We start from the raw sequence: 22,340 nt of genomic DNA, 5'->3' as shown, positions 1-22,340 counted from the left end.
GATTTATCGTCTGCGCCGTCGCTAGACTAGCGTTGAGCCGATTCGAGTAACTGCCGCTTGGCAAAATCCGCAAACGGCCCCGGCTCGTTCATGAGCTCCGCGTAGCTTCCCGCTTGCACGACTTTGCCGCGCGACAGCATGACAATACGATCCGCATTGCGCACAGTGCTGAGGCGATGCGCAATCACAATCCTCGTAATGCTCAATCGTTCCAGCGAGGTGCCGACGATGCTTTGGGTTTGGTTGTCGAGTGCGCTGGTTGCCTCATCAAACAGAAGAATCCGTGGTGAGCGCGCAAGAGCGCGGGCGATCAATAGTCGCTGCCGCTGACCGCCTGATAGCGTAGTCACGCCTTCCGCAACCAGCGTATGCATGCCCATCGGCATCTGCGCGATGTCGGCATCCAGCGCCGCCAGTCGCGCGGCCTCCCAGGCCTTCTCCAGCGGCAGATCAACGCCGCCGCAAATGTTGTCGTAAAGGCTTCCGGTTGCAAGCTTGGTATCTTGCAGCACTACGCCAAGCTGCCGGCGCACGGCGCTGATGTCGAGCGTGTTGAGGGCCTTGCCGTCGTAAAACACCGTGCCGGCTTCCGCCCGCTCAAAACCGAGCAGCAAGCGAAAGAGCGACGATTTCCCGCTACCTGAGGGACCGACGATCGCGACGTAGTCACCCGTCGCAATGCTCAAGCTGATATCATCCAGGACTTTCGGCCCGCCTTTCGTATAGCGGAATACGATGCCGGAAAGTTCGAGTTCTCCGGATAGCTCTCCGGGTGATCGCCGTTCCTCGGAGATCTCGGCGGGAGTGGAAATCACGGGCTTCAGGCGGGTGAGGTGAGGAATCGCCACCAGTGATTCACTGACGCTTGAGGCCCAACTGCCGATCGCGGCGGTGGCCTGTCCGAACGCTGCCAGAAAGCCGAGAAACGCGCCGAGATCGAGCAGGACGTGACTGTTTGTGTAGGAGGCAAGCGCAAAGATGATCAATGTCGCCAGCATCGGGAAGGCGGTATCAAAGGTACTCAGCGCGTTGGCCGCTTGCTGCGAGGTGATGAAATAGCGCCTCTGTACGGCAAATTGTTGCGACCATCGCGCTAATGCGCGCTCCGTTGCGCCTGCCACGCGCAGCTTGCCGACTCCCGCAATCAATTGCAGCACAAAGCCACTGGCCTTGCCTTGCAGGTTGAATTGCTTGGTTTCGTAGTAGAGTCGCACGGCGCTCGTGGCAAGAATTGCAGCCGCTCTAATCATGGTGAGCAGCAGTGCAATGCCGCCCAGTCGGAGATCATAGTAGAGCATCAGCCCAATGCTGAAGAGACAAAAGAACGAGGCTGTAAAGCCGCCCAGCACACGCCCGGTGAAGATCCGGCGAGTGGCATCGATGCCCATGGCGCGATCGACCAAATCGCCGCTTGTATATTCGCGAAACAGAGAGGTGGGCAGGCGGAGCAAGCGGTCGATCAACGCAGCCTGCAGCTTATAGTCGAGCAGACCTTCGAGCCTTAACGTGACCCGTCCTTGCATCACCTGCAGACCGGCCATTGACACAGCGGTGACCGTCAGCGCAAGCGCACAAACAACGAGCTGATCAATCTCGGTGCGCGGGATAACCGAATTGACCAGGACATTGGTGATCAGTGGCGGCATTAGCGACAGTAGCCCGATTGCCACAACAGCCAACGCGATGCGCGCCATGCTGCCGGAAACGCCTCGCATCGCAAAGGCAAGCAGATCGCGATATTGGAGCGGGCGGGACGGCAACGCCGGATAGAAAGTGATGGCCTCTGGTTTGAGCTCACCGGCAACGGAGCGATCGACGAAGCGGCGACTTCCACCCTTTGGGTCGAACATCGTGTAAGTGTTCGCCCGCTTGCGCACTAGAGCCACTGGACTGCGTTCGGCTCCGTGCCAACCGAGGAGCGGTCCAGCGTCCGTCTTCCACCAGACATCGCGCAGAAGCACACGGCGGATCCGCAACTGGGCTGTGCGAGCGATCTCCAGAATGTCGCTGAAGGTCTGTCTTGTGGGTTGACCGCGCTGCGAAAGTGCAATCGGTATTCCAAGTTCTTCTCCGACAACCCGGCAACTGCAAAGCAACGGGTCTGCCGAGTCCCATTCGGATTGCGCGCGATCGGCTTTCTTCACCACGACATCAGCGAGCCGCTCAAACGAGTCGAGCGTTTGCGATACAGTGAGTTCGTCGCGGCGGACCAAGCGTTCCCGCTCTCGAATGAGGCTTTCTGCCAGGCTGCGCTCAAGATGTGCGATAACTGTTACCTGGAATCGATCAATCGCGGACCACAGAACCAGGGTGTCTGGCGGGTTCGGCTCGAGACGCAATTTGCACCCATGCGCGCCAGCTTCCACCCACATCCCAGCGGTCAAAGGGAAGGGAGGCTGCCCGGGAGCGAAGCTCGAGCCGAGGTCCATGACCTTTGCAGTCCCGGTTTCGAGGTGTACCCACAGGAGGTCCCGCGTCGGACCACGACGTCGCTCGCCTGGGTGCAGTTCAATCGCCTCACCGCTCACCAACTCGGAAATGGCTTCGTTTGCCGCCGAGCGGACCATGAACATCGCCAATTGGGCAATCCAGCTAGACACACGGCCAAATGACGCTGCACTGCGCGGCACCTCCAAAAGCACATTCCCAGGCGGGCCGACAGCGATAATTTGCAGTCGGCTGCCCGAGGTTTCGCAGGCATTGTGCAGGTCCAGAATGCATCCGCCGTTTTCGACACGAAACAAATGCTGGCGCGTGCCTGTCGGCTGAACTGCAAACAAATCGACGTGACCCGCTGCCACTTGAAGAACGTGTTCGTGGTCGCTGAGAAGCATTGGGCGACGCGCATCGAGCGAAGTCCGGTGCGGCAGACCGATCGGCGCCTCGCGTTGTTGCCCAACGAAATTCTCGCTGACAAATCGATCCGTCATTCGCGCGCCACCAGTTTGGCATAGGAGGCCTGAAGCGCAAGAAGCTCTTCATGCGTGCCGCGCTCAACGATGCGACCGCGTTCAAGCACGATGATTTCGTCGCAATCGCGTATCGTGCTCAAGCGGTGGGCGATGATGATGCAGCTGCAACCGCGGCGCCGCAGGTTGTCGTCGATGGATTTTTCCGTAATCGGATCAAGTGCAGCCGTCGCTTCATCCAAGACTAGGATCGAGGGATTGCAAACCAGAGCTCGGGCGATTTCGATACGCTGACGCTGCCCACCGCTGAAGTTCGTGCCGCCTTCATTTACGTGGCAGTCATAATTGCCTGGTCTCGTCGCAAGGTCTTGATGAATCAGCGCGTCCTTGGCCGCCGTCAGGAGGTGACGCTCATCGGTTGTTGAATCCCAGAGCGTCAAATTGTCTCGCGCCGTTCCCTCGAACAGAAAGACGTCCTGGTCGACATAGGCGACAGAGTTCGCAAAAATATCCGCAGGGATATCCGTCAGCCTACATCCATCAAAACGAATCTCGCCGGACCAGGGTTTGTACAGTCCGCAGATCAGTTTGCCGAGGGTTGATTTTCCGCTGCCCGACATGCCAACGAGTGCCACGCGTGAACCGGCAGGGATCACCAGCGAAAGATCGGCCAAAAGCGGCGGTTCGAGCACCGAATAGCCGAAGCTGATGTTGTGAAGTTCGAGTCGGCCGGTAAGCTTCGGCGGCAAGGCACTCGCACGTGTTGGAGGTCGCGGCGCTAGCGGGTATCGGTAGACATCCTCGAGCCGTTCGAGTGCTCCCTTGATGGTTTGCAGTCCACCGAAATAATTCACGAGGTTGACGAAAGGCTCGGAGAAACTCAATGCTAGGGATTGGAAGGCCACGAGGCTTCCCAGTGTCAACGAGCCCTGAATGACCCGCAAGCCTCCGACACCAAGAATCGCTGCGATCATGAGACCCGTGAGCAAGGTGGGGACCATGTCCAATATGATGGCGGAGGCGCCGATCCTCTGTTCGGCGTTGAGGTTTTTGGCTTGAAGACCGGCCCACCGGCCGAAGGCGTCGTCTTCCAACCCACTTGCTTTGATGGTTTCGATAGTCCGCACCATGCTCACGGTTGCCCCGAGCAGCTTTCCCTGATCGAGCGCCAGCCGATAACTCAGTTCCTGGCGGCGTGAAGCGACAAGCCGCAGGAGAAGAACATTTATCAAAGAGATTGCGACGCAAAGCGCGGTCAGGCTGACGTCGTAGACGGCCATGGCTGCGGCGAACAAGACCACCGACATTAGGCTGAGCGCGTTGGCCGCAATGCCGCTTGAAAGCAGCCGGGCGATCTGTTCGTTGGCTGCAATACGGCCCGCAATGTCGCCTGCGTGGCGTTGGGTGAAGAATTCCAGCGGCAGCATCATGAGGCGCCACAGAAAACGGCTAGTCATCACGACGGCGAGCTTGGTCTGCAGCCGCAATAGCAGCGATTGACGTATGATCGTCAGGACGGCCCGGACGGCCGCCGTCAGCGCCATGCCGATCAGGAGCGGCACAAGCCAGTTGCGCGTGTGCTGAATCAAAATTTCATCGACAAAGATTTTTGAGAATCCCGCGGCAACAATGTTGGGCAGGACGGCGGCGATGCTGACGACAACTAGCAGGGCCACCGCCTGCTTTGAGTGGCGCAGCTCCCTTATGAGCAGGGCTATGCCCTTCGGTTTGCTGCCGACCTTCTCGAACCTTTCGTCTCGTTCAAACACCAGGACAACGCCGGTGAAGGCGTGGTCGAGCTCGACCAGATCGATCTGACGACGCCCGCTCGCGGGGTCATTTATGTAGGCGCGCTTTCTATCTATTCCTTCCAGGACCACGAAATGGTTGAAGTTCCAATGAAGGATGCAAGGCATTGGAATTTCGGCAAGTGCCGGAGGCTCGACGCTGTAGCCCTTCGCCGTCAGTCCGTATCGGCGCGCCGCTCTAATGATGTTACTCGCCTTGCTACCGTCGCGCGACACGCCACATGAGACACGAAGCTCTTCCAACGGAATCCACGCCCCGTAGTAACCGAGAATGATGCCGAGCGCTGCCGCGCCGCATTCGACGGCTTCCATCTGCAGTAGGACGGGTGTCCGCTGGGTGCGTCGCCGCGGCAACCAGCTCGCCATGCGGCTGACGTAAGATTTGGGCCGGCCGCGCCCGCTGGTTGGCTGGTTTGGAGATGGCCTATCCATCAATTCCCGTGAGGTGCTTGAGCAGGGGTATCACCAGATCGAGCGGGCGCCGCCGGCGTGTTGTGATCTCGGCCCGCGCCAACGTTCCGCTGGTGAGATGAATGTTCGGCCCCTCGCCAACGGCCCATCGATATCCGGTTGCAGTGGAGGTATCCTCATCGAGTGCAACCATGGCGGCGTAAGGCGCACCGTCGCGCGAGAAGCGTGAAACCAGGCTTTCATTATGCAGCAGCGCACCCATGCCTTGCGGCGTCATCGGGAAATCAGAGATGCTGACCACCTTGCCCAGCATCATGCCAAATTCCTCGCGCTTCACCGTGCTCGGCTCCAGTTGCACCTGCATGCCAGGCTTGATCTGTTTTCCCCGTTCGGCAGAAACATAGACGACGGCTTGGAGCTTGGTGCCTTCGCTTTCGATCGCAATAACCGGTGTGCCGATGGCTAGCACCGAACCGGGCGAAATCTTCACTTCCAGAACCCGACCGTCCATGGGGCTGATCACTTGGGTGTTCTGGCTCAGCTGTTCGGCGGCGGCATTCATCTGCCGCCGGGCTTCGTTGAGGGCAAACTCGGATTGCTGAATTTCGCGACCGCGCTCCGTTTCCAGGTCCGTCTTCTGCGCCCGCAGCTTTAAGATCTCGTTTTGTGCGTCGGTACGGCGCTGTTGCGCATCGGTCAGCTCCTGACGCCGCTCTTCCAGATTGCGCCGCGTGGTGTATCCCTTGGCCAGCAAGTCCTCCAGGTTTTTGACGTCGACGGTGAGATATTCGATACGCTGGCTGGTTGCCTTGATCACCTGTTGCAGGGCCATTTCAAGTTTTGCAAAATTCTGGCTCTTGGCGGCGAGCTCGCTTGCAGCTTTCGACACCCGATCGGCGTGCTCCCGCTGCCGTTCTTGAAATACCTCGGTGGCTGCATTGTGCTTTTGCTGGATCTCGGTTTGAACGATCTGCGCGACGGGTTGATCCTTGTTGACGTGCTCGCCCACCGTGACTGCGACCGACTGCAGCCGTCCGGCAGCGGCGGATACGGCGTCGACGACCTTACCGCCACTGCCGATCAGGATTCCCTCACCAGAGACGCGAGTGGGCACGCGCCCGAAAATGCTCCACAGCACGGCCGCCGCAAGCGCAATGCACAGCACAAGGGTCAGAATCCAGTCAGCGGGCTTGGTGATAACAACGAGATGATCGAGCTGCTCGGGAGACGCAGCCCGGTCGAGGGCCGCGGCGCGAAACGCCCGTTGCGGCCGGTCGGTGATGCTCTTATGCTCCGGCTTTGGGAGCGGTTCAGACGCCGACATGTCTGCACTCGAAGCAAGTGTGAACTGCAGCCGACGATGCCCGATCTTTGCACAGAAGCAACCATCTAACAATAAGGGGTGGAGGGACCAATTGGGATGCACGGGCTGATCGGCACTACGAGAGTTTCGTTCCCAGGGCGAGCGCACCGAAAAATGCTGGCCGCGGGCGTGGGGCTAGCTTTGGCCTTACCCGGTGTGTGCAGTGCGGGCGTCCTGTCCGAGAGCGATTTCCGGCAGGCGGAGAGCCTTAGGCCGCTCTTTGCCAATCTCATGAACGACCTTGTCGCAACCGCAAAGCGCCCTGATGTTTCCAGCGGCGACGCTGAATGCGTCAACTCGACTGTCCGGGAACTTCTGCAAATCTCCGACGAACTCGCAAGCTACGAGTATCTGATCACTATGGAAAAAGATCTGACAGACTTCGGCGACGAGAGTCCGATGCGGGACATCGTCAAGTTTGCCGTCGACAAGAGCAGCACGATCCTGATCAGCGAAAGAAAACGATTAGTTCAGATCTCCGAGCGGTGTACCAAATATCCGCTGGGGCAAGGCAAGATTGACCAGGCCCTCACCATCATTGACACGACGACAGGCATATTGGCTACCATTAGAGGTCGCCTTTGATCCGGGCGAAAAAGCGCTCGCGCAGCAGGCGATCTCTACGCGGCGGCTGTGACAGCGAAGAGCGCGCTCAGGTCAGCCAGTTAGTAGCGAAGCACGATCGGAAAGCCGGTGCCGCTTTTTGTAAGCCGGCGGCTCCAGGGTTACCGGCAATGTAGGCTCGACTGTCTTCCGATTGAGCCCAAGTTGCTGGGCGACAGCGCTGACAAACAGACCCTGACGTGCAAGTTCAGGATCATGACCAGTTCCCAAGTGTACTCACCGCGCCTCCCTCATGCCTGCGGCAGCAGCGTCACGTCTTGGCGCTCCGGCCGACCAACCTGGGTCTGCCGGGACGACAGGTCGTCACGAAAACTGGAGTTTCAAACGCCACAAATGGAGTGATTACTTCACAATGATCAGGCCGGTCTGCCGGCGCCCGAGGTTCCCCAGATGGTTCTGGCAGAAACGTCCGCTGGGCTTCGCGGCTTGCCACGGTTGGGAGCGGGAGTATATTTTGTCGATGGCTGTCAGCTCGCCCGATCTGAAAGCGTTCTTGCTTGCCACACCGTTTTTCGGTGGTCTCTCAGACGCGAGTTGCGATCTCTTAATCTCGATGCTGGTCGAGCGCCGCTTCGAGGTTGGTGACACTGTCGTCGCGGAAGGAGAACCGGGCCGCTCCATGTTCGTTGTTCACTCCGGCGAGCTCGTGGTGAGCAAGTTCGCGGGTGCGGGCCGCATAATTCGAATGGCCAGTCTCGGGCCCGGAGACTTTTTTGGCGAAATGACGCTTATCGAAATGCAGAACCGGTCAGCGACCATCGTCGCGCAGAGCTCAACTCTGCTGTACGAGCTTACGGCTCGACAACTTTACGCGTACTTCAAGGCCGACATCTACGCGTATGTGATAGTGATGCAGAATGTCAACCGCGAGCTTTGTCGGCGGCTTCGTCGCGCCGACAATCGGATTGCGGAGTTGCAGATGCTTCACGCGAGTCGGTGAGGAAGTGACTGATCCGGTTTCGGTGCGCAGGACGTGATTGACCGGACCCCAGAGGTTAGTCCAACAAACCCGCCGCAAGCGAGGATCGAAGTCTTTTTTCGAACGCGGGCCGCCGACGGACGAGCGCGTGCTTGCATTGTGTTTGAAGAGTCTTGGTTCCGCAGGCAGCGCGTCCCGCACCTAACGACAATTCAACTTATTGCGGTACACCAAACCGTATACCATGAGTTGCAGTGGTGGAACCCGTGTCCACTCTTGGCAAACCGGAAGCGGTGCGGAATCCGAACCAGCAACTATGTCTTTGATCTGGAGCGGAAAAATTCAGCCGGTTTTCGTTGCATGGCGCGGTGGGACAGCTAAGCCTCTGAGGAATACAAATTTCTGTAATCCCGGTGATGGATTGAGCGAGAGTTCAATGCGTTAGAGAGCGGCGTGTGCACGACGTCTGCACCGGGAGATCAAGAAAAATCCCATCACAGCTAATGTGGACAGACGTTCTGAAGCGGGCTTGGGAGCCTTTAGTGCGCGCATGTGCACGACCGACTTCTAGGGCCGGGCGACTAGGAATTGCTGACGACTAACTTCACATTTTCCGGCGGGAACATGCCACGAGGCGCAGCGAGGACCGATGCTTTCCTCGAAGCCAGAAGCGGGACCGGCGCTCCTGACGTGAAGCGGACATCCGTTGGATGCGCATGTCTGAGAAGCGCCAGAGGACTTGTATGGGGTGATTGGTGTCAAGGCTTTTCGTTATGGCCATCTCCTTGTTTGGCCGGGCTACGACATCTCCTCGTCCCGACCTGCTGTTCGCTAGGCTGCTGCGCGCAGCGGCGGTCAAGGGTGGCCGAAGGCCATCGCGAAGCGACTTGCCCTTGACGGCCGCGAGCACAGCGGCAGACTTGAGCGATCGGGGGCGGCCTCCGGTTGGCAACTAAGACGATACCGAGGGGGAGCTCGCCATCGTGCGCGCAGATCGCGCGCCACGAACTTGTATTCGGCCGACCCGAGAGAGTCGCAACCATGATGCAGTCATGCGCATCGGCGGCGAAGCTCCGAGGAGGCGGGCCCAATCTAAACCGCGGTACGAGGACCATAGTCCAACATCGGGTTGCCGCCACCTCGCTTCATCAGCTGCAGCTCGGCATCGATAAGGTGCATTAGCTAAAACGTAATCTGACAGCGGTGTCCTGGCTCCCCATGGCGAATCGCAAGCCGAGGCGGGTCGCGGAGCTGGTCGGGGTTGCGCAGCGCCCCGCCTCGGCGATTGGAGGACACCATGACGACCGAACAGAAGATTATCCGCGCCAAGGTTGGATTGCTGGAGCTTGCCAGGCAGCTTGGGAATGTCAGTCAAGCCTGCAAGATGATGGGCTACAGCCGCGACAGCTTCTACCGTTTCAAGGAGCTCTACGACAAAGGCGGCGAGCTGGCATTGCGGGAGATCATGCTGCGGCGGTCGTATGATCATCATCGAGGTCTTTGCGCGCGGTTGTACGCCACGGCATCGGCCGACAGCCCCAACGAGCCGCATCAGGATCGACACCTCATGACCGTGACGCAATCCCGCAAATCTGCCCGTCGCGCTCGCCGGCTCTCGACCGGCCACGGCAGAGCGCACCCAGGTATCCACCAGCCGTCGCAAATCGTGGGAAAAGTTGTGGAGTTCGATGCCATCCGCCCCGCATTCGTCTGCGGCTTCACCGTCGCACAACTCGTTGGGCCGGCTCGATCCCAATCACCGAACTCACCCGCGGCGCTCAAATCCCCATAGCGCCTGCCGCACCGCCTTACGTCCCTCAAGCGCGGTTTCCTCCCTTGGAGGCTTTCGGACGCCGGCCACCGAACACGCGGCGCCGCCCCCTCATGCGGCCGGCATCCGAAACCCCTCACAGAAGTGATCCGCCACCCCGTTTCGAGACGATAGAGCTGCATTCCTATTTTTCGGCCGAAATTCGATCCAGACGCAGCCGATGTCGATGGTCAGTGAGCAGGCGTGCGCCGCCCAGGACGGCAGCCAACGTTCCGAGCCCAGTCCCGCCGGCGATCAGGAACATGATCAACAGTTGATATTTGACGGCATCGACCGGCTCGACACCCGCAAGGATCTGGCCGGTCATCATCCCCGGCAAGGAAACGAGACCGATCGCCGCCATGCTGTTCATGATCGGCATGAAGCCGCTTCTTAAGGCGTCCCGTATGACAGGCAGCAGGGCTTGGTGTCGGCTGCCGCCGAGCGCAAGACAAGCTTCCACGGCGGCTCGGTCGCGCACCAGGCTGTTCGTCAGCACGTCCAGGCCCAGGCTTATTCCGGTCATGGTGTTGCCCAGCATCATGCCCAGCAAAGGCAGCGCGTAGCGCGGGTGATACCAGGGATCGGGTCGTAGCTCGGTCAGGAGTGCGAACATCGTGACTGTACCCGCGGCGAGAAGCGTGCATCCCGCGCCCAGGCTGTACTTCCAAACGCCCTGAAGGCGCCGCTTCTGCCGCGCGACGATCTCCCGCGAGGCGAAGAGGACCATGATCAGGGCGGCGAGAGCGGTCCAGAGCGGCGACACCGCAGCAAACAGGAATGTCAGCACGTATCCGACGAGGACGAGTTGCACCACCATGCGCACAGTCGCGATGGCCAGTTGCTTCTCCAGCTTGAGGCGGAGAACAAGCGAGAAGATGCCATCCATGACGACAAGGAGCGCCGGGAGGACCAGATTGCCGTACGAAAGCTGGATATAGGTCACGGCTGGCTTTCCTCGATGCTGCCGTCGGGCCTCATTGCAAAGATCCTTGACCCGACGCGGCGGGCTTGGGCGTCGTCGTGAGTACTCCAGACGACACTCGTCCCATCCGAGATGCGTTCGGCAATAAGAGCTTCCACGGCCGCAGCGGATGCTGCGTCGAGGGCTGAGGTCGGCTCGTCAAGCAGAAGCACCCGAGATCGAAGCATGAGCGCCCGCACGAGCGCCAATCGCAGTCTCTCACCTGTTGAAAGTCTTTGGATCGGCCACGGTCCGCAGTCGTTTGGCAACCCCAGTCGCGCGACCAGCGGCAGAGCATCATCCCAGGCCGCGAAGTGCTCTTGCACCGTGTCGGACCACCAGCCGGGCTCGGCGGCGAGGTAGGTCACTTGCCTCCGCCAAGCTGGGGCGGGCATCGCTTCTCTGAGTGTTCCGTCCAGCTTGACTGATCCTTCGTTGGGATCGAGATCGGCGATGGAGCGGAGCAGCAAGGTCTTCCCGACTCCGGAAGGCCCCTGCAGGGCGACGCATTCGCCGTCCTGCAGGTCGAATGATACGGAGAGGTGCAGGCGCTTGAGCCCTCGGACCGTCAGCATGCGTCAGAGCTTAAGCTGCAGCCGGTCGGCAACCCGTCTGGCAATCTCGGCCGGCGCTTCGCTCGGATAGGGATGCACCGAGCTGACATTGATCTCGCCGAGCACGTAGCTGTCGCTCCCGTCGGCCTGGACTGGCCCGAGCATGAAGTCTGCGTCCCAGATCGCGGGCAGGTCACCGCGCGCGATGTCCAGCAGCGAAATTAGCTGCGGCGTCCACTCGTTTTCCATCAACCGCCGCAGCCGCTGGAAGCGCCGGTCTATATTCGACGAGTAGAGCCGCGGTCCGGCCTCTGAACGCGCGGCCGGCGAGTCGACCAGCGCTTTGACCTTGTGATGGCCGAATCCGGCGCAGCGGTCACCTGCCATGTAGCAGCGCACCACACCCTCGGTCAGGCGAGGCTGGAACGCCTGGTCGATCACGCTGCCGTTCTCGAAATACTCCGCGCAGCGACGGAGAAAATCATCCAGAGTTAATTCCTCGGGCGCGTCCTTGGTCGCATCCAGGACCCTAATCATGGAGGAGTTCGGCAGCCTTTTGACCTTCCAGACGCCTTGGCCGCCGTTGCCCCGGTTGCGCTTGATCACGCGCGGACCGGCGGCGAGCCGTGCAGGCAGCTCGGCTCGCATCGCCTCGGCGGTCTGATAGAGCGCCGTGTCCGATCCCCAGCCCATCGAGCGGGTGCGATAGAGGACCTCCTTGGTGCCCATCTTGAGGATGACGTCCGGATGAGCGCTTACCCATACGCCCCGCGCGGCAACGTCGCGCAGCAACGCATCGAGGCCGGCGCGGTTTCGACCGTCCTGAATCGGGTTGACCCAGACGAGCACGCCATCCACTGCGAGCAATTCTTCGCGCACGGCATCGGCGAAGCTCTCGTCGTAGATCGCGGGGCGCCCTTCGACGCCGACGGCGGCCAGCGCTTCGAAGACATCGAAGAAGCGGCCGCTTTTCGAGGTCGCATCTCGACGTGCGGCTGCATCTCCTCGCGAGAGGATGGCGACGGTACGTCGGGGACAGGGTTGTCGTTCGATCTCCATGCGCAAGCTCCACGATTGCGTGCTGCGCAGAGCTTGGACCGAAGTCTCACGGGGAGTCTGCTTGTCCCCTCGAAATCACCTTATGCGAAGTTCTCGGCCGTTTTCAAGACCACGAAATGACGTCCGGTTCCCGTCGATTCCGCGACGGTTCGCCGTGGCGGTGTTTCCAACTGTGACGGTGTCCTACTGCAGGCGCATCGAAGGCAGGACTTCAAAGACGAACATGGCGACGGCTAGGGCAGCTATGACGTAGCCGAGGAAGGTGTTGAGCGTAACGTGGGGATCTGGCGGGGCGGTCATGGACGAAGCTCTTGCGGTTATCCCGGCCTGCTCGGGGTGGCCGGCGCAACCAACGTCTCTTGTGGGCGAGTGGATGCCGCTCGCCTCCTGAAAAAGATGTACAGCAAGCAGCCGTCGACGAGCAAGGTGACAATCAGGACGCCGTAGGCCCACGGGCTTCCCACTAGACCAACCTCGATCAACACGCGAGAAAAGCCGAAGCCCACCACCCATGCATCGAAGCTCATGCAGATCCGGCGGAATGTCTCGGGATCCAGACGGCTGATGGCGTAGGATCCGAACGGAACTCCTATCGCGATGCAGGGGAAGAAGACCCACAGAAGCTGCCCGCTTTCGGCGGTGAAAAGGCCAAGCTGATAATAGACAACGGCGGTTACGCTGGATTCGGCCACGCGTACCAATGCGAGGCCAGCTCGAAATTCGGTTTTGACCAGACCTTGGTTGTTGAAGAGGATCGCGAGCGGTGGTCCCGAGATCGTTGTGACGGAGTATAGGATCCCCAGAGTGGCTCCGAAGGGCAGACCGACCAGCGAACTCGAGCGAATTGGCCTGCGCCACCCCGCTGCCTGCAGCAGGATGAGGGGCAGAATGATCGAGTAGGTCACCAGTTTGACCCAACCCGGCTGCACGGAAGTAAGAATCAGAGCGCCGATACCGATCCCCGGGAGGAGGCCGAGGACGATTGGAAGAACCCTTCTCCAGACGGCCGCGACGCCACTCAGATTGATAAACAGAACGTAGAAATTGGTGACGACCTCTATCAGCACGATCGCGGGATTTAGGATGCGGTTCGTGTAGAAAACGAGCGCCATCGGCACCGTCAGGGATGAAAAGCCGTAGCCAAGCGCTCCGTTGACGAAGGCCGCGAACAGCGCGATGCCGGCGACGATGATCACCGCAGTATCAACGGGAGGCATTGCGGCTTCTCCAACAAGCCGGTCGCTGAGAGCTCATCCTATCACGATGATCCGTTTGCAGATGCACAGAGCCGGGCCTCTTTAAGGCGGCCGACTACTCGGATTAGATGAGTTCCGGATGGTGAAGTCTTCGTGATGTTCTGGCGCTCTCGCCAACGCGTGTGCGGGTTGACAGGTTCGCCTGGGAGAGTTTTATTTCGGGCTTGGGGATTTGCGATCTCCCCGCGAGGCGTCATGCCCAAGAATCGCGTCCTGATCACCAAGGGCGCAGCATGCCGGCTTCATACACTTCTATTTCTCCCGATAAATTGGCTCGATTGGTCGGCACGGCGGCAGCGCCGACGCTTATCGACGCGCGCGTCGACGAGGACTTCTCGGCCGATCCGCGCCTGATCCTGGGCGCGGTGCGGCGCTCGCATCTTGACGTCCAGGATTGGGCGTCTCGCCCGACGAGCCAGTCCGTCATCGTGGTCTGTCACAAGGGCAAGAAGCTCAGCGAGGGGACCGCGGTCTGGCTCCGCTGCTGCAACGTCGCCGCCGAGAACCTCGAAGGTGGTCAAGTCGCCTGCAAGGAAGCGAACCATCCGACGGTGCCGGCCGCCAGGATCGACCCGGCCGCGTGCCCATGGCCGATCCGCCGCTTCGTCGATCCCACTGCGGTATTCCTGTTCGTCGCGCCGGCTGAAATCGAGGCGGTTGCCGAGCGTTTCGAGGCCACGCCTTTCGACATCGAGAACGTGTTCTGGAGCCGTCGCGGCGAGCTCTGCGCCTTCGACGTGATGCTCAAGGAGTTCGGCCTGTCGTCGCCCGCTCTGCGCCGCCGATACGGGGCGCCTCGATCTGTCTCCCGAGGCGCCGGGCCTGCTTGCGGCATCGCTCGGGCTGTCGCGCATGTTGGACGACGACCTCGAGCAGTTGAACGCCGGTCTCCGGCTCTACGACGCATTCTACCGATGGTGCCGCGACGCGACCAAGGAGTTGCACAACTGGCCAACCAACAAGGGCAAGCGAGACCAAAGGCCTGATGACTTCTGGGGCAGGGACAACCAGGAGATCAGACATGCGAACATCGACGATCTATCGGGCGGCGCTCTTGGTGGCGCTTGCGGCGGGACTCTCGCACGCTCACGCCCTGACTCAGGAAGAGCTGATCGCCAAGATCCAGGCGGCCGGCTACTCGCAGGTTCAAGACGTGAAGTCGACGGCCGAAGGCATTACCGCCATTGCGGTGAAGAACGGCAAGCCCGTGAAGCTGCTCGTCGACAGCAGCGGCCAGATCAAAGAGCGGAATTGAGCGAGAGGAGCAGCATCATGAAGAAAACCATCCTCGCGCTCGCCGGCATTGGCGTCTGCCTTTTCGCAATCCGCTTCGCGCCCTTCTTCCCGGCGTATGCTCAAGATGCCGAATGGCAGAAGGTAGACGAGGCGCTCGGACGAAAGCCGGCGGTTTCGGACGACGTGCGGCGCTACGGCTTTCCCCGCAGCGACCTCTCCGTGACCTTGGACGGCGTGGCGATCAAGCCGGCGCTGGCCCTGGGCGGCTGGGTCGCGTTCAAACCTGCGCACGGCGGGGCCATGGTCATGGGAGACCTCGTTCTGCTGGAGACTGAGATCAATCCCGTGATGGCGAAGATGATCGCGAACGGTCTCGAGATCACGGCCGTGCACAATCATCTGCTGCGGGCGAGCCCTGCAACCTTCTACATGCACGTCGCCGGCCATGGGGACCCGGCCAAGCTGGCGTCGGCGATCCACGATGCACTGGCCGAGAGCAAGACGCCGCTGACGGTCGCGGCGCCGGCGAGCCCGCCGCCAGCCGTCGACCTAGACACCGCAAAGCTCGACCAGATCATCGGCGTGAAGGGCCAGGCCAACGGCGGCGTCTACCAGTTCAACGTCAAGCGGCGGGACCCGATCACGCAGGACGGCATGCCCCTGACGCCTGTCGGCCCGATGGGAGTCGCGATCGCTATCAACTTCCAGCCGACGGGAGGCGGGAAGGCCGCCATCACGGGGGACTTCGTGCTGACCGGCGAAGAGGTCAACCCGGTAATCCTGGCGCTGCGGACACACGGCATCGAGGTAACGGCGCTGCACAGCCACATGCTCGACGAGCAGCCCAGGCTGTTCTTCATGCACTTCTGGGCGAACGACGACGCCCTGAAGCTCGCCGAGGGCCTGCGCGCGGCGCTCGACAAGACGGCCAGTACGAAGAGTTGAGCCAAAGCTTGAACGAAGGAGTCGCCTGATGCTCTACGAGACCAAGCCGCTGCCGTTCGACCCAAAATCGATCAGCGGCATCTCTGAAAAGGTGCTCGTCAGTCACTATGAGAACAACTACGGCGGGGCAGTGAAGCGGCTCAACGCGATCAGCGCGCAGCTCGCCGAGCTGGACTTCGCCAAGGCGCCGAACTTCGTCATCAACGGCCTCAAGCGCGAAGAGCTGATCGCGGCGAACTCGATGATCCTGCGAGATATACTTCGACGGTCTCGGCGGCGCGAGCAAGCCTGGCGGCGCGCTCGCCGAAGCGATCGTACGCGACTTCGGCAGCATCGATCGGTGGCGGACGGAGTTCGCAGCCGATGGGCAAGGCGGAGGGAGGAGGTTCGGGGTGGGTAATCCTCTCCTACTCCCCTCGCGACAAGCGGCTGGTCAACCAGTGGGCTGCCGATCATACGACGACGCTCGCCGGGGGCCGTCCGGTGCTGGTGCTCGACATGTATGAGCACGCCTATCACATGGACTTGGGCGCGGCGGCAGCCCGCTATGTCGACGTCTACATGGAGGCCATCCGCTGGGAAAACGCTTCCGCGCTCTACGATCAATACGTGAAGGAAATCTGAAAGGAGAGATGAGGTGCCATCGCTGTGTTCGCGCTGGCCGGTCTGCTTGCCGCCCTGCAGGCGGCTCACGCCCAGACCTGCAAGGTTTGCGCCGACCAGCGTGCCGCCTGCATGAAGAACTACGCGTCCCGCCTGCAAGACGGAGTATGAGATCTGTCGAAAGGCGTGCAAAAAGTGAGGCTGGTGCAATCGAAGAGCCAACTTGCGAGGTGCCTCATCGCGGCACTCGCTAACGGTATCGGGGGACTGGTCACCCTCTATGCCGGATGTGTCGCGGCCGAGAGCGTTCGGACGTTGACCGGCGTGCAGATTCGAGCGGCTTTCACGGGGAAGCAACTGACCGACGAGGTCCACTATCGGTTTGTTTATGACGGCGACGGGACGCTGCGAACTTACTCGATGGGTGTGAAGCAGGTCGGAAAATGGCGCATCCAGAAGGATGAAATTTGTCTCTATATCAAGGAGATGGACGACGACTGATACCGCGTGACACAAAGCGGTAAACGGTTCGAGCTGAAGCCGACCGGGCCCGGTGGTCCGATCGATGGCATATTGGAGGCCGCATATCACGGGGGATGGGGAGAAGTGATGACGACCACAAGCACGAATGCCGAGCGTGGAAACATGGGCGAGTTGGTGCGCTATTTTCTGCGGCCGGGCTTTCTCGGCTTTGGCGGTCCGGTCGCGCTGGTCGGCCAAATGGAGCGCGAGCTCGTCAACGACAAGAACTGGCTGACCAAGGAGCAGATGCGCGAGACCATCGCCATTTGCCAGTTGCTTCCCGGTCCGCTCGCGATCCAAGTCGGGATCTTCATCGCCTATCTGCGCTGCGGCTTCTGGGGAGCGTGGGCCGGTGGCTGGGCGTTCATCCTGCCGAATTTCGTCATCGTCGCAGCCCTTGGCGCGCTCTATGTCCATCTCGGGGATCTGAAGGCTGTCACCGGCATCTTCTATGGCGTCAGGCCGGCCGTGATCGCGCTGATCCTGCATTCCTGCTACCGGCTCGCCAAGCTCGGCATGGAGGACAATGGGCCATCGCCGCGGTCTGTCTAGCCGTGACTGTGATCCTGCAAGCGGAGGTCGCGCTGCTGTTCATAGGTGCCGGAATCGTCGGCATCATTTACTACGGTCACATCAAGCAGCCTGCGGTCGCTCTCCAACTCGCGGTGATTCCGGCGGCGGCACCCGCGGTCGCGCCCGTTGCGACCGGTTCGACATTGGGCAAGCTGCTGCTGTTCTTCCTCAAGGCGGGCTCCCTGACCTTCGGCAGCGGCCTTGTGATCGTTCCCTTTCTCGAGCAGGGGCTGGTGCAGCAGTACGGTTGGCTCAACGAGCGCGAATCCTGGTGGCGGTCGCCATCGGGATGATGAGTCCCGGGCCGGTCGTGATCACGGCGACCTTCGTCGGCTATCTGGTCGCGGGCTTCTGGGGATCGCTGATCTCGACGGTCGGCATCTTCCTTCCGTCCTTCCTGCTGGTCCTGATCGTGGCGCCGTTGCTGGCGCGACACCGCAAGAACCCGAACGTGCAGGGCTTTGTGAAGGGGGCCTACGCCGCCGCGATCGGAACCATCGTGGGTGCGAGCTTCCTGCCGGGCAAGATCGCGATCGGGGACTGGCTGACTGCGCTGATCGGCATCGTGTCGCTTGCCGTGCTGTTCCGCTGGAAGGTCAGCAATCCCTAGCTGATTGCCGCCACTGCAGTCATTGGGCTGATCGCCTATCCGATCCCGCAGCCGGATTGGGTGCTCACCGGGCTCAAGTGAGGAGTGACGATGGGCACGGCGCTCGGAAATGGTGCGGCTATGAAGCGACGTGCGGCAATCGTTCGTGCCGCCGCACGTCCGCCATACCGGGTCTGGCCGGGTAGTCTATTGGCGATCCTTGTCTCCCGGAAGAGCGCGCCAGTCGCGGCCGACGGTCTGATGGTCGTCGCTCGGCGCGGCCTGGCCGGCGTGTTCGGTCTCGCCGCCCTGGGCCTCGGCTCGGCTATCCTGCGGTGCAGACCTTCTGCGCGGGCGAGCGTTGCAATGATGTTCATGCTGGTTTCTTTGATGGGAGGGAGCGCTGTGGCGAAGACCTTGAACTTTGACAATAGTCCTGTCGGAATGTCGCCGGAAGGATAGACTTTGACTAAGACCGGCCAGGGACAACCGAGATGGACTGTTGAGGCGACGCCTCGGCGCCGAGCAAGCCGAATGTCTTCAAGCAATCCGGGCGGGCGACCTTCCCCGTGGCCATCAAGACGACACCAGCATCGGTGCCGGTTTTGTGGAGGTCAAATTCAAGGCCGTCGCGGGCTCTGAGGAGCGCGCCGCGGGTATCATCTGGCGCGCGAAAGCCGCAGACGACTACTACGTTGTCCGCGCAAACGCGCTGGACGACAACGTGGTGCTCTATAAGACCATCAAAGGCGTTCGAACCCCGCTGGACATTGTCGGACGCAAGGGCGGCTATGGCGTCAGCACGCCGGTCACGTCGGGCCAATGGCACGCGCTGCGTTGCGACTTCACGGGAAGTCGGTTCAAGGTGACCTGTGACGGAAAGCCGCTATTCGAGGTGGAGGACAGCACGATCGCTGACGCGGGCATGATTGGCTCGTGAACCAAGGTGGATAGCGTGACCCTGTTCGATGATCTGGCATATGGTGAGGTCAAATAGCTTTCCGCATTACCTGCAGTTCTGAGAGGCCGATCCCGGCCTCCTCTCGAGCCCGGCTAGTTCGCGCTCTGCGTGTGAACCGCCTCATATAGCCGACCGCAAGCTTCTTATATAATCTTGTTCTCGGCCGCGATTGCGGGGCCAGGTCTTTGCGGCCATCCAGGCCATACGCCTCACGGCTGCTTCAACAACGCCTCGAAAGGGGCTCTCCGATGCTGACCTTTCTGCGAAATGACCCCTCCGCTCCAGTCGATATCCAGGACACCGAATTCACGCGTGATCTGCTCGGCAGGTACGTGTGCAGCACATATGACGAAGCTGTGAACAATCGCGGCCGGCCATTCGATGTCGTCGTCATCGGCGCCGGGATGTTCGGCGCGTACGCTGCCAGCAAAATCTATCGCGCCGGCGCCGACCAGAACCTACGGGTGCTGCTCCTGGACGCGGGCGGCTATCTTGCGCCGACGCACGTGCAGAACATGCCGCATCTCGGCTTGAATGCGCCGGATAGCGCACTGGTCACGCACAATAACCAGGATCCAGGCGCGCGCAACGGCGTGTGGGGCATTCCTTGGCACAGCAACGAGCCGTTCACCGGACTGGCTTACTGCCCGGGTGGCCGCTCGCTTTTCTGGGGAGGTTGGTCGCCGCGGCTGATGCCGGCCGACCTCAATGTGTGGCCGAAAGGCGCGCGTGATTTTCTGAACGCGAACTACCCGGATGTCGAGCGCGAGATCGGCGTACAGGAAAAGGCAGATTACCTGTCCGGTCCCCTCAACACGGCGGTCAATGCACAGTTAGGAGCCGTTGCCGCTGGTACGAACGTGATTCTGCCTGACGTGAGCTTGGATCTCGTCGAAGAAGCTCCGATCGCGGTGCAGGCGAATTCGCCTGGCCCCGGGCTGTTTTCGTTCGACAAGTTCAGCAGCGGACCCATGCTGCTCGAAAGCATCCGGGACGACATCGCCAAGCGCTGGACCCTGAACGACAATTCGCGGCGCCGCTTCTTCCTCGTTCCCAGGTGTCACGTCATACGCCTGCAGACCAGCGGAGGCAGGGTCAGCGGAATCGATCTGACCTATAATGGTCAATTCCGGTCGCTTTCCACTCCGAACAATCTCAGTACCGACTGTCAGGTTGTCCTGGCGGCGGGCACCCTTGAGTCGTTTCCGGTTACCCGCGGCCCGTTCAGCATGGGCGCCAATTTCATGGCCCATCTGCGCACCAATCTCACGGTGCGCGTCAAGCGCAGCGCCCTCGGGCTCGGCGCGTCCACGACGCTCGAACAGGGCGGGGCGATCGTTCGTGGCGAGATCACAAACCCCGACGGAAGCAAGCGCCGCTATCATTTTGAGGTGCTCGCATCGGCGGAGAAGGGACAGAACCCGGAAGCGACCATGTGGACGATGGTGCCTGACATCGACCTCTTGCGGAATCTGCTTTCGAACGAAGACCCGGATTGGGTGGCAATCGTCTTCCGGGGACTCGGAGAAATGGACGGGGACAGGCGCAGCGGACCAGGCAGCACGACCAGCTTCGTGAACCTCACGAACGGAGCCGATCCGCTTCAGAACGATGGTCTGAGCGCGCGCGCTTGGGTCAATTTCACGCCCACGCCGAACGACTACGCCGCATGGAGAAAGCTCGCCACAGCGGCTGTCCAGTTGGCTGGTCGCCTCAGCAAGAGCGCCGGCGACGTCCAGTATTTATACAACGGCGGTTGGCAAAGCGCTCCGCCACCCGATCCGTTTGCCGTCACGAAGGATCAGTTGGGCAATACCCATCATGAAGCGGGCACGCTGTGGATGGGCGATGATCCGGCGATGTCGATTACCGACCCCACCGGACGCTTCCATCACATCTCGAACGCCTACGTTGCCGGTCCTGCCTTGTTTCCAACGGTCGGGTCGGCGAATCCTTCTTTAACGGGCCTAGCGCTCGCCCGTGAGAGCAGCGCTGCCGTGGTTGCCGCGTTGGCGCCAACCCCGTCGGTGCAGTTCAAATCGCTCTACACCGGGAGTTTGGTCAATTGGCAGATGTCGGGCGTCGGGGGCTTCCTCCAGGTGTTCGACATTCTCGAGTCCGTCGGCGGATCCGGGCTGCTGTGGTACACGCGCGAAAGCTTCTCCGACTTCGTGCTCGAGCTCGAATGGCAGAACGCGAGCCGCACCGACAACTCCGGTGTTTTCATCCGCGTGCCGAACTTGAACAGCTCGAATCCGAACGATTGGATGGCGGCGATCGACCAGAGCTACGAAATCCAGATCGATCCGCGCGGGTACAATTCCGAGGCGCAGAAGGAGAACGATCCCTTACGGAGCACCGGCGCAATCTACAACATCAGTGCGCCGACCCGCACTGATGTTGCGAAGGGCCCGTGGCAGTGGAACACGTTCGTGATCGAAGCCATCGGCAACCGCATCAAGGTGACGCTGAATGATATGCTTGTGAACGACTACACGGACCCCAAGCCGCGGTCACCTCGCGGCCATATCGCACTGCAGAACCATCATGATGGTTCGAAGGTGCAATTCCGCAATATTCGCATCAAGGAAGTGGTGCCGGGGGTCGCCGAACTGCCTCTCCCGAGGGTCGCGTAACATTCACCTCGCTCGGTGTTGGTCGAGCTAAGGATGGCGGGACCAGCGCCGCCGTACCCTTTCTAGCCGGTCTCAAAAGCCTCCGGTTGACAAACTGGCTTCTGTCGTTAGCGCCACGCACCGGCCGAAATGGTCAGTATTTCGGCCGGTGCGAAGTGGCCCATTCCCGTGCGTGTTCGATCGGCAAGCGTTGCACGGATGCGCGCACCTTTTGCGTCGCCGGCAAATTGTCCATGCGCTCCCGGCACCGGCAGAATCCCCGAAATTTCGGGTACATCGACTGCCCTTCGGCGGTGAGGCTGAAGGCAAATGTGCTCGGCAGTAGATAGAAATCCGCAATCGAGAGTTCGTCGCCGAGCAGGAAGTCCTTGCCGTGCGCTGTCCGGCCCGGAGACATGGGTAACGAAACGTACCTAAGAGATGGGTGGTGACAACCTCGTGCCGATCGGGTTGTCTCGGGGGTTCAAAGTCATCTGCTCCAGGTTCGCTTCAAATTGAGGCCGCTGGCCTGCAATCTGTTGCATTCAGGGTGACGCATTCGTGGCCTGGCTATTTTTGCTTGGCTCGCGCTATCGCCGTCAACCCCGCGCGTGCCGCG

Annotated in this window: 18 protein-coding genes and 3 pseudogenes; 13 read left to right on the top strand and 8 right to left on the bottom strand. The window is 60.9% G+C overall.

From position 1 onward, the window contains the following. Positions 1-26: 26 nt before the first annotated feature. From ACVWY3_RS15540 to ACVWY3_RS15530, 3 genes are read right to left on the bottom strand one after another with little or no spacing between them, the layout of a single operon-like run. On the bottom strand, positions 27-2,930 hold the full coding sequence (locus tag ACVWY3_RS15540) for an NHLP bacteriocin export ABC transporter permease/ATPase subunit (protein WP_456839220.1): 2,904 nt from the start codon (positions 2,928-2,930) through the stop codon (positions 27-29). After that, positions 2,927-5,083: an NHLP family bacteriocin export ABC transporter peptidase/permease/ATPase subunit gene (locus tag ACVWY3_RS15535; RefSeq protein ID WP_456839219.1), complete on the bottom strand. Its 2,157-nt coding sequence runs from the start codon at positions 5,081-5,083 to the stop codon at positions 2,927-2,929. The genes ACVWY3_RS15540 and ACVWY3_RS15535 overlap by 4 nt, the downstream gene beginning before the upstream one ends. Positions 5,084-5,141: 58 nt before the next feature. Next, complete coding sequence (locus ACVWY3_RS15530) at positions 5,142-6,452, bottom strand: NHLP bacteriocin system secretion protein (RefSeq protein ID WP_456839218.1); 1,311 nt, start codon at positions 6,450-6,452, stop codon at positions 5,142-5,144. A 153-nt stretch (positions 6,453-6,605) separates the two neighbouring features. Between ACVWY3_RS15530 and ACVWY3_RS15525 the strand changes: the two genes are divergently transcribed. From ACVWY3_RS15525 to ACVWY3_RS15515, 3 genes and pseudogenes are all read left to right on the top strand, one after another. After that, on the top strand, positions 6,606-7,076 hold the full coding sequence (locus tag ACVWY3_RS15525; protein ID WP_456839217.1) for a hypothetical protein: 471 nt from the start codon (positions 6,606-6,608) through the stop codon (positions 7,074-7,076). A 499-nt stretch (positions 7,077-7,575) separates the two neighbouring features. After that, positions 7,576-8,055, top strand: a complete 480-nt coding sequence (locus ACVWY3_RS15520) for a Crp/Fnr family transcriptional regulator (protein ID WP_456839216.1) — start codon at positions 7,576-7,578, stop codon at positions 8,053-8,055. Positions 8,056-9,331: 1,276 nt separating this feature from the next. After that, positions 9,332-9,511 (top strand): annotated as a pseudogene (locus ACVWY3_RS15515) (helix-turn-helix domain-containing protein); the annotation flags it as partial. A 478-nt stretch (positions 9,512-9,989) separates the two neighbouring features. On the opposite strand, the gene ACVWY3_RS15510 reads toward ACVWY3_RS15515, so the two are convergent. From ACVWY3_RS15510 to ACVWY3_RS15495, 4 genes are all read right to left on the bottom strand, one after another. Then, positions 9,990-10,790 (bottom strand): ABC transporter permease, encoded by an 801-nt coding sequence (locus ACVWY3_RS15510; protein ID WP_456839215.1) that lies wholly within the window; start codon positions 10,788-10,790, stop codon positions 9,990-9,992. Next, on the bottom strand, positions 10,787-11,383 hold the full coding sequence (locus ACVWY3_RS15505; RefSeq protein ID WP_456839214.1) for an ABC transporter ATP-binding protein: 597 nt from the start codon (positions 11,381-11,383) through the stop codon (positions 10,787-10,789). The genes ACVWY3_RS15510 and ACVWY3_RS15505 overlap by 4 nt, the downstream gene beginning before the upstream one ends. Positions 11,384-11,386: 3 nt before the next feature. Further along, entirely contained in the window at positions 11,387-12,421 is a 1,035-nt protein-coding gene (locus tag ACVWY3_RS15500) for a Cj0069 family protein (RefSeq protein WP_456839213.1), read from the bottom strand. 317 nt (positions 12,422-12,738) lie between these two features. Beyond that, entirely contained in the window at positions 12,739-13,638 is a 900-nt protein-coding gene (locus ACVWY3_RS15495; protein ID WP_456839212.1) for a sulfite exporter TauE/SafE family protein, read from the bottom strand. A 272-nt stretch (positions 13,639-13,910) separates the two neighbouring features. On the opposite strand from ACVWY3_RS15495, the pseudogene ACVWY3_RS15490 reads away from it, so the two are divergent. From ACVWY3_RS15490 to ACVWY3_RS15445, 10 genes and pseudogenes are all read left to right on the top strand, one after another. Beyond that, positions 13,911-14,649: pseudogene (locus tag ACVWY3_RS15490) on the top strand (chromate resistance protein ChrB domain-containing protein); the annotation flags it as partial. A gap of 49 nt (positions 14,650-14,698) precedes the next feature. Next, entirely contained in the window at positions 14,699-14,932 is a 234-nt protein-coding gene (locus ACVWY3_RS15485) for a hypothetical protein (protein WP_456843379.1), read from the top strand. A 17-nt stretch (positions 14,933-14,949) separates the two neighbouring features. Next, positions 14,950-15,858: a DUF1259 domain-containing protein gene (locus ACVWY3_RS15480; protein ID WP_456843378.1), complete on the top strand. Its 909-nt coding sequence runs from the start codon at positions 14,950-14,952 to the stop codon at positions 15,856-15,858. Between the two features lie 28 nt (positions 15,859-15,886). Beyond that, positions 15,887-16,482 (top strand): annotated as a pseudogene (locus ACVWY3_RS15475) (superoxide dismutase). Positions 16,483-16,665: 183 nt separating this feature from the next. Then, positions 16,666-16,962, top strand: a complete 297-nt coding sequence (locus tag ACVWY3_RS15470; protein ID WP_456839211.1) for a hypothetical protein — start codon at positions 16,666-16,668, stop codon at positions 16,960-16,962. Between the two features lie 108 nt (positions 16,963-17,070). Beyond that, on the top strand, positions 17,071-17,535 hold the full coding sequence (locus tag ACVWY3_RS15465; RefSeq protein ID WP_456839210.1) for a chromate transporter: 465 nt from the start codon (positions 17,071-17,073) through the stop codon (positions 17,533-17,535). 2 nt (positions 17,536-17,537) lie between these two features. After that, entirely contained in the window at positions 17,538-17,849 is a 312-nt protein-coding gene (locus tag ACVWY3_RS15460) for a chromate transporter (protein WP_456839209.1), read from the top strand. Continuing rightward, positions 17,828-18,166: a chromate transporter gene (locus ACVWY3_RS15455; RefSeq protein WP_456839208.1), complete on the top strand. Its 339-nt coding sequence runs from the start codon at positions 17,828-17,830 to the stop codon at positions 18,164-18,166. Before ACVWY3_RS15460 ends, ACVWY3_RS15455 begins: the two co-directional genes overlap by 22 nt. A 481-nt stretch (positions 18,167-18,647) precedes the next feature. After that, complete coding sequence (locus tag ACVWY3_RS15450) at positions 18,648-19,085, top strand: hypothetical protein (RefSeq protein WP_456839207.1); 438 nt, start codon at positions 18,648-18,650, stop codon at positions 19,083-19,085. Positions 19,086-19,354: 269 nt separating this feature from the next. Further along, positions 19,355-21,742 carry a family 16 glycoside hydrolase gene (locus ACVWY3_RS15445; protein ID WP_456839206.1) on the top strand — a complete coding sequence of 796 codons (2,388 nt, stop codon included), beginning with the start codon at positions 19,355-19,357 and terminating at the stop codon, positions 21,740-21,742. 133 nt (positions 21,743-21,875) lie between these two features. Here the strand turns inward: ACVWY3_RS15445 and ACVWY3_RS15440 are convergent, their stop codons facing one another. Further along, on the bottom strand, positions 21,876-22,139 hold the full coding sequence (locus tag ACVWY3_RS15440; protein WP_456839205.1) for a hypothetical protein: 264 nt from the start codon (positions 22,137-22,139) through the stop codon (positions 21,876-21,878). Between the last annotated feature and the right edge of the window lie 201 nt (positions 22,140-22,340).

The sequence above is a fragment of the Bradyrhizobium sp. USDA 4486 genome, from assembly GCF_054057995.1.
This window is presented reverse-complemented; position numbering and strand designations above follow the sequence as displayed.

Coding starts and splice junctions, on each gene's coding strand:
- ACVWY3_RS15540 (WP_456839220.1), bottom strand. CDS start 2,930: ATGACGGATCGATTTGTCAGCGAGAATTTCGTTGGGCAACAACGCGAG.
- ACVWY3_RS15535 (WP_456839219.1), bottom strand. CDS start 5,083: ATGGCGAGCTGGTTGCCGCGGCGACGCACCCAGCGGACACCCGTCCTA.
- ACVWY3_RS15530 (WP_456839218.1), bottom strand. CDS start 6,452: ATGTCGGCGTCTGAACCGCTCCCAAAGCCGGAGCATAAGAGCATCACC.
- ACVWY3_RS15525 (WP_456839217.1), top strand. CDS start 6,606: ATGCTGGCCGCGGGCGTGGGGCTAGCTTTGGCCTTACCCGGTGTGTGC.
- ACVWY3_RS15520 (WP_456839216.1), top strand. CDS start 7,576: ATGGCTGTCAGCTCGCCCGATCTGAAAGCGTTCTTGCTTGCCACACCG.
- ACVWY3_RS15505 (WP_456839214.1), bottom strand. CDS start 11,383: ATGCTGACGGTCCGAGGGCTCAAGCGCCTGCACCTCTCCGTATCATTC.
- ACVWY3_RS15500 (WP_456839213.1), bottom strand. CDS start 12,421: ATGGAGATCGAACGACAACCCTGTCCCCGACGTACCGTCGCCATCCTC.
- ACVWY3_RS15495 (WP_456839212.1), bottom strand. CDS start 13,638: ATGCCTCCCGTTGATACTGCGGTGATCATCGTCGCCGGCATCGCGCTG.
- ACVWY3_RS15485 (WP_456843379.1), top strand. CDS start 14,699: ATGCGAACATCGACGATCTATCGGGCGGCGCTCTTGGTGGCGCTTGCG.
- ACVWY3_RS15480 (WP_456843378.1), top strand. CDS start 14,950: ATGAAGAAAACCATCCTCGCGCTCGCCGGCATTGGCGTCTGCCTTTTC.
- ACVWY3_RS15465 (WP_456839210.1), top strand. CDS start 17,071: ATGACGACCACAAGCACGAATGCCGAGCGTGGAAACATGGGCGAGTTG.
- ACVWY3_RS15445 (WP_456839206.1), top strand. CDS start 19,355: ATGCTGACCTTTCTGCGAAATGACCCCTCCGCTCCAGTCGATATCCAG.
- ACVWY3_RS15440 (WP_456839205.1), bottom strand. CDS start 22,139: ATGTCTCCGGGCCGGACAGCGCACGGCAAGGACTTCCTGCTCGGCGAC.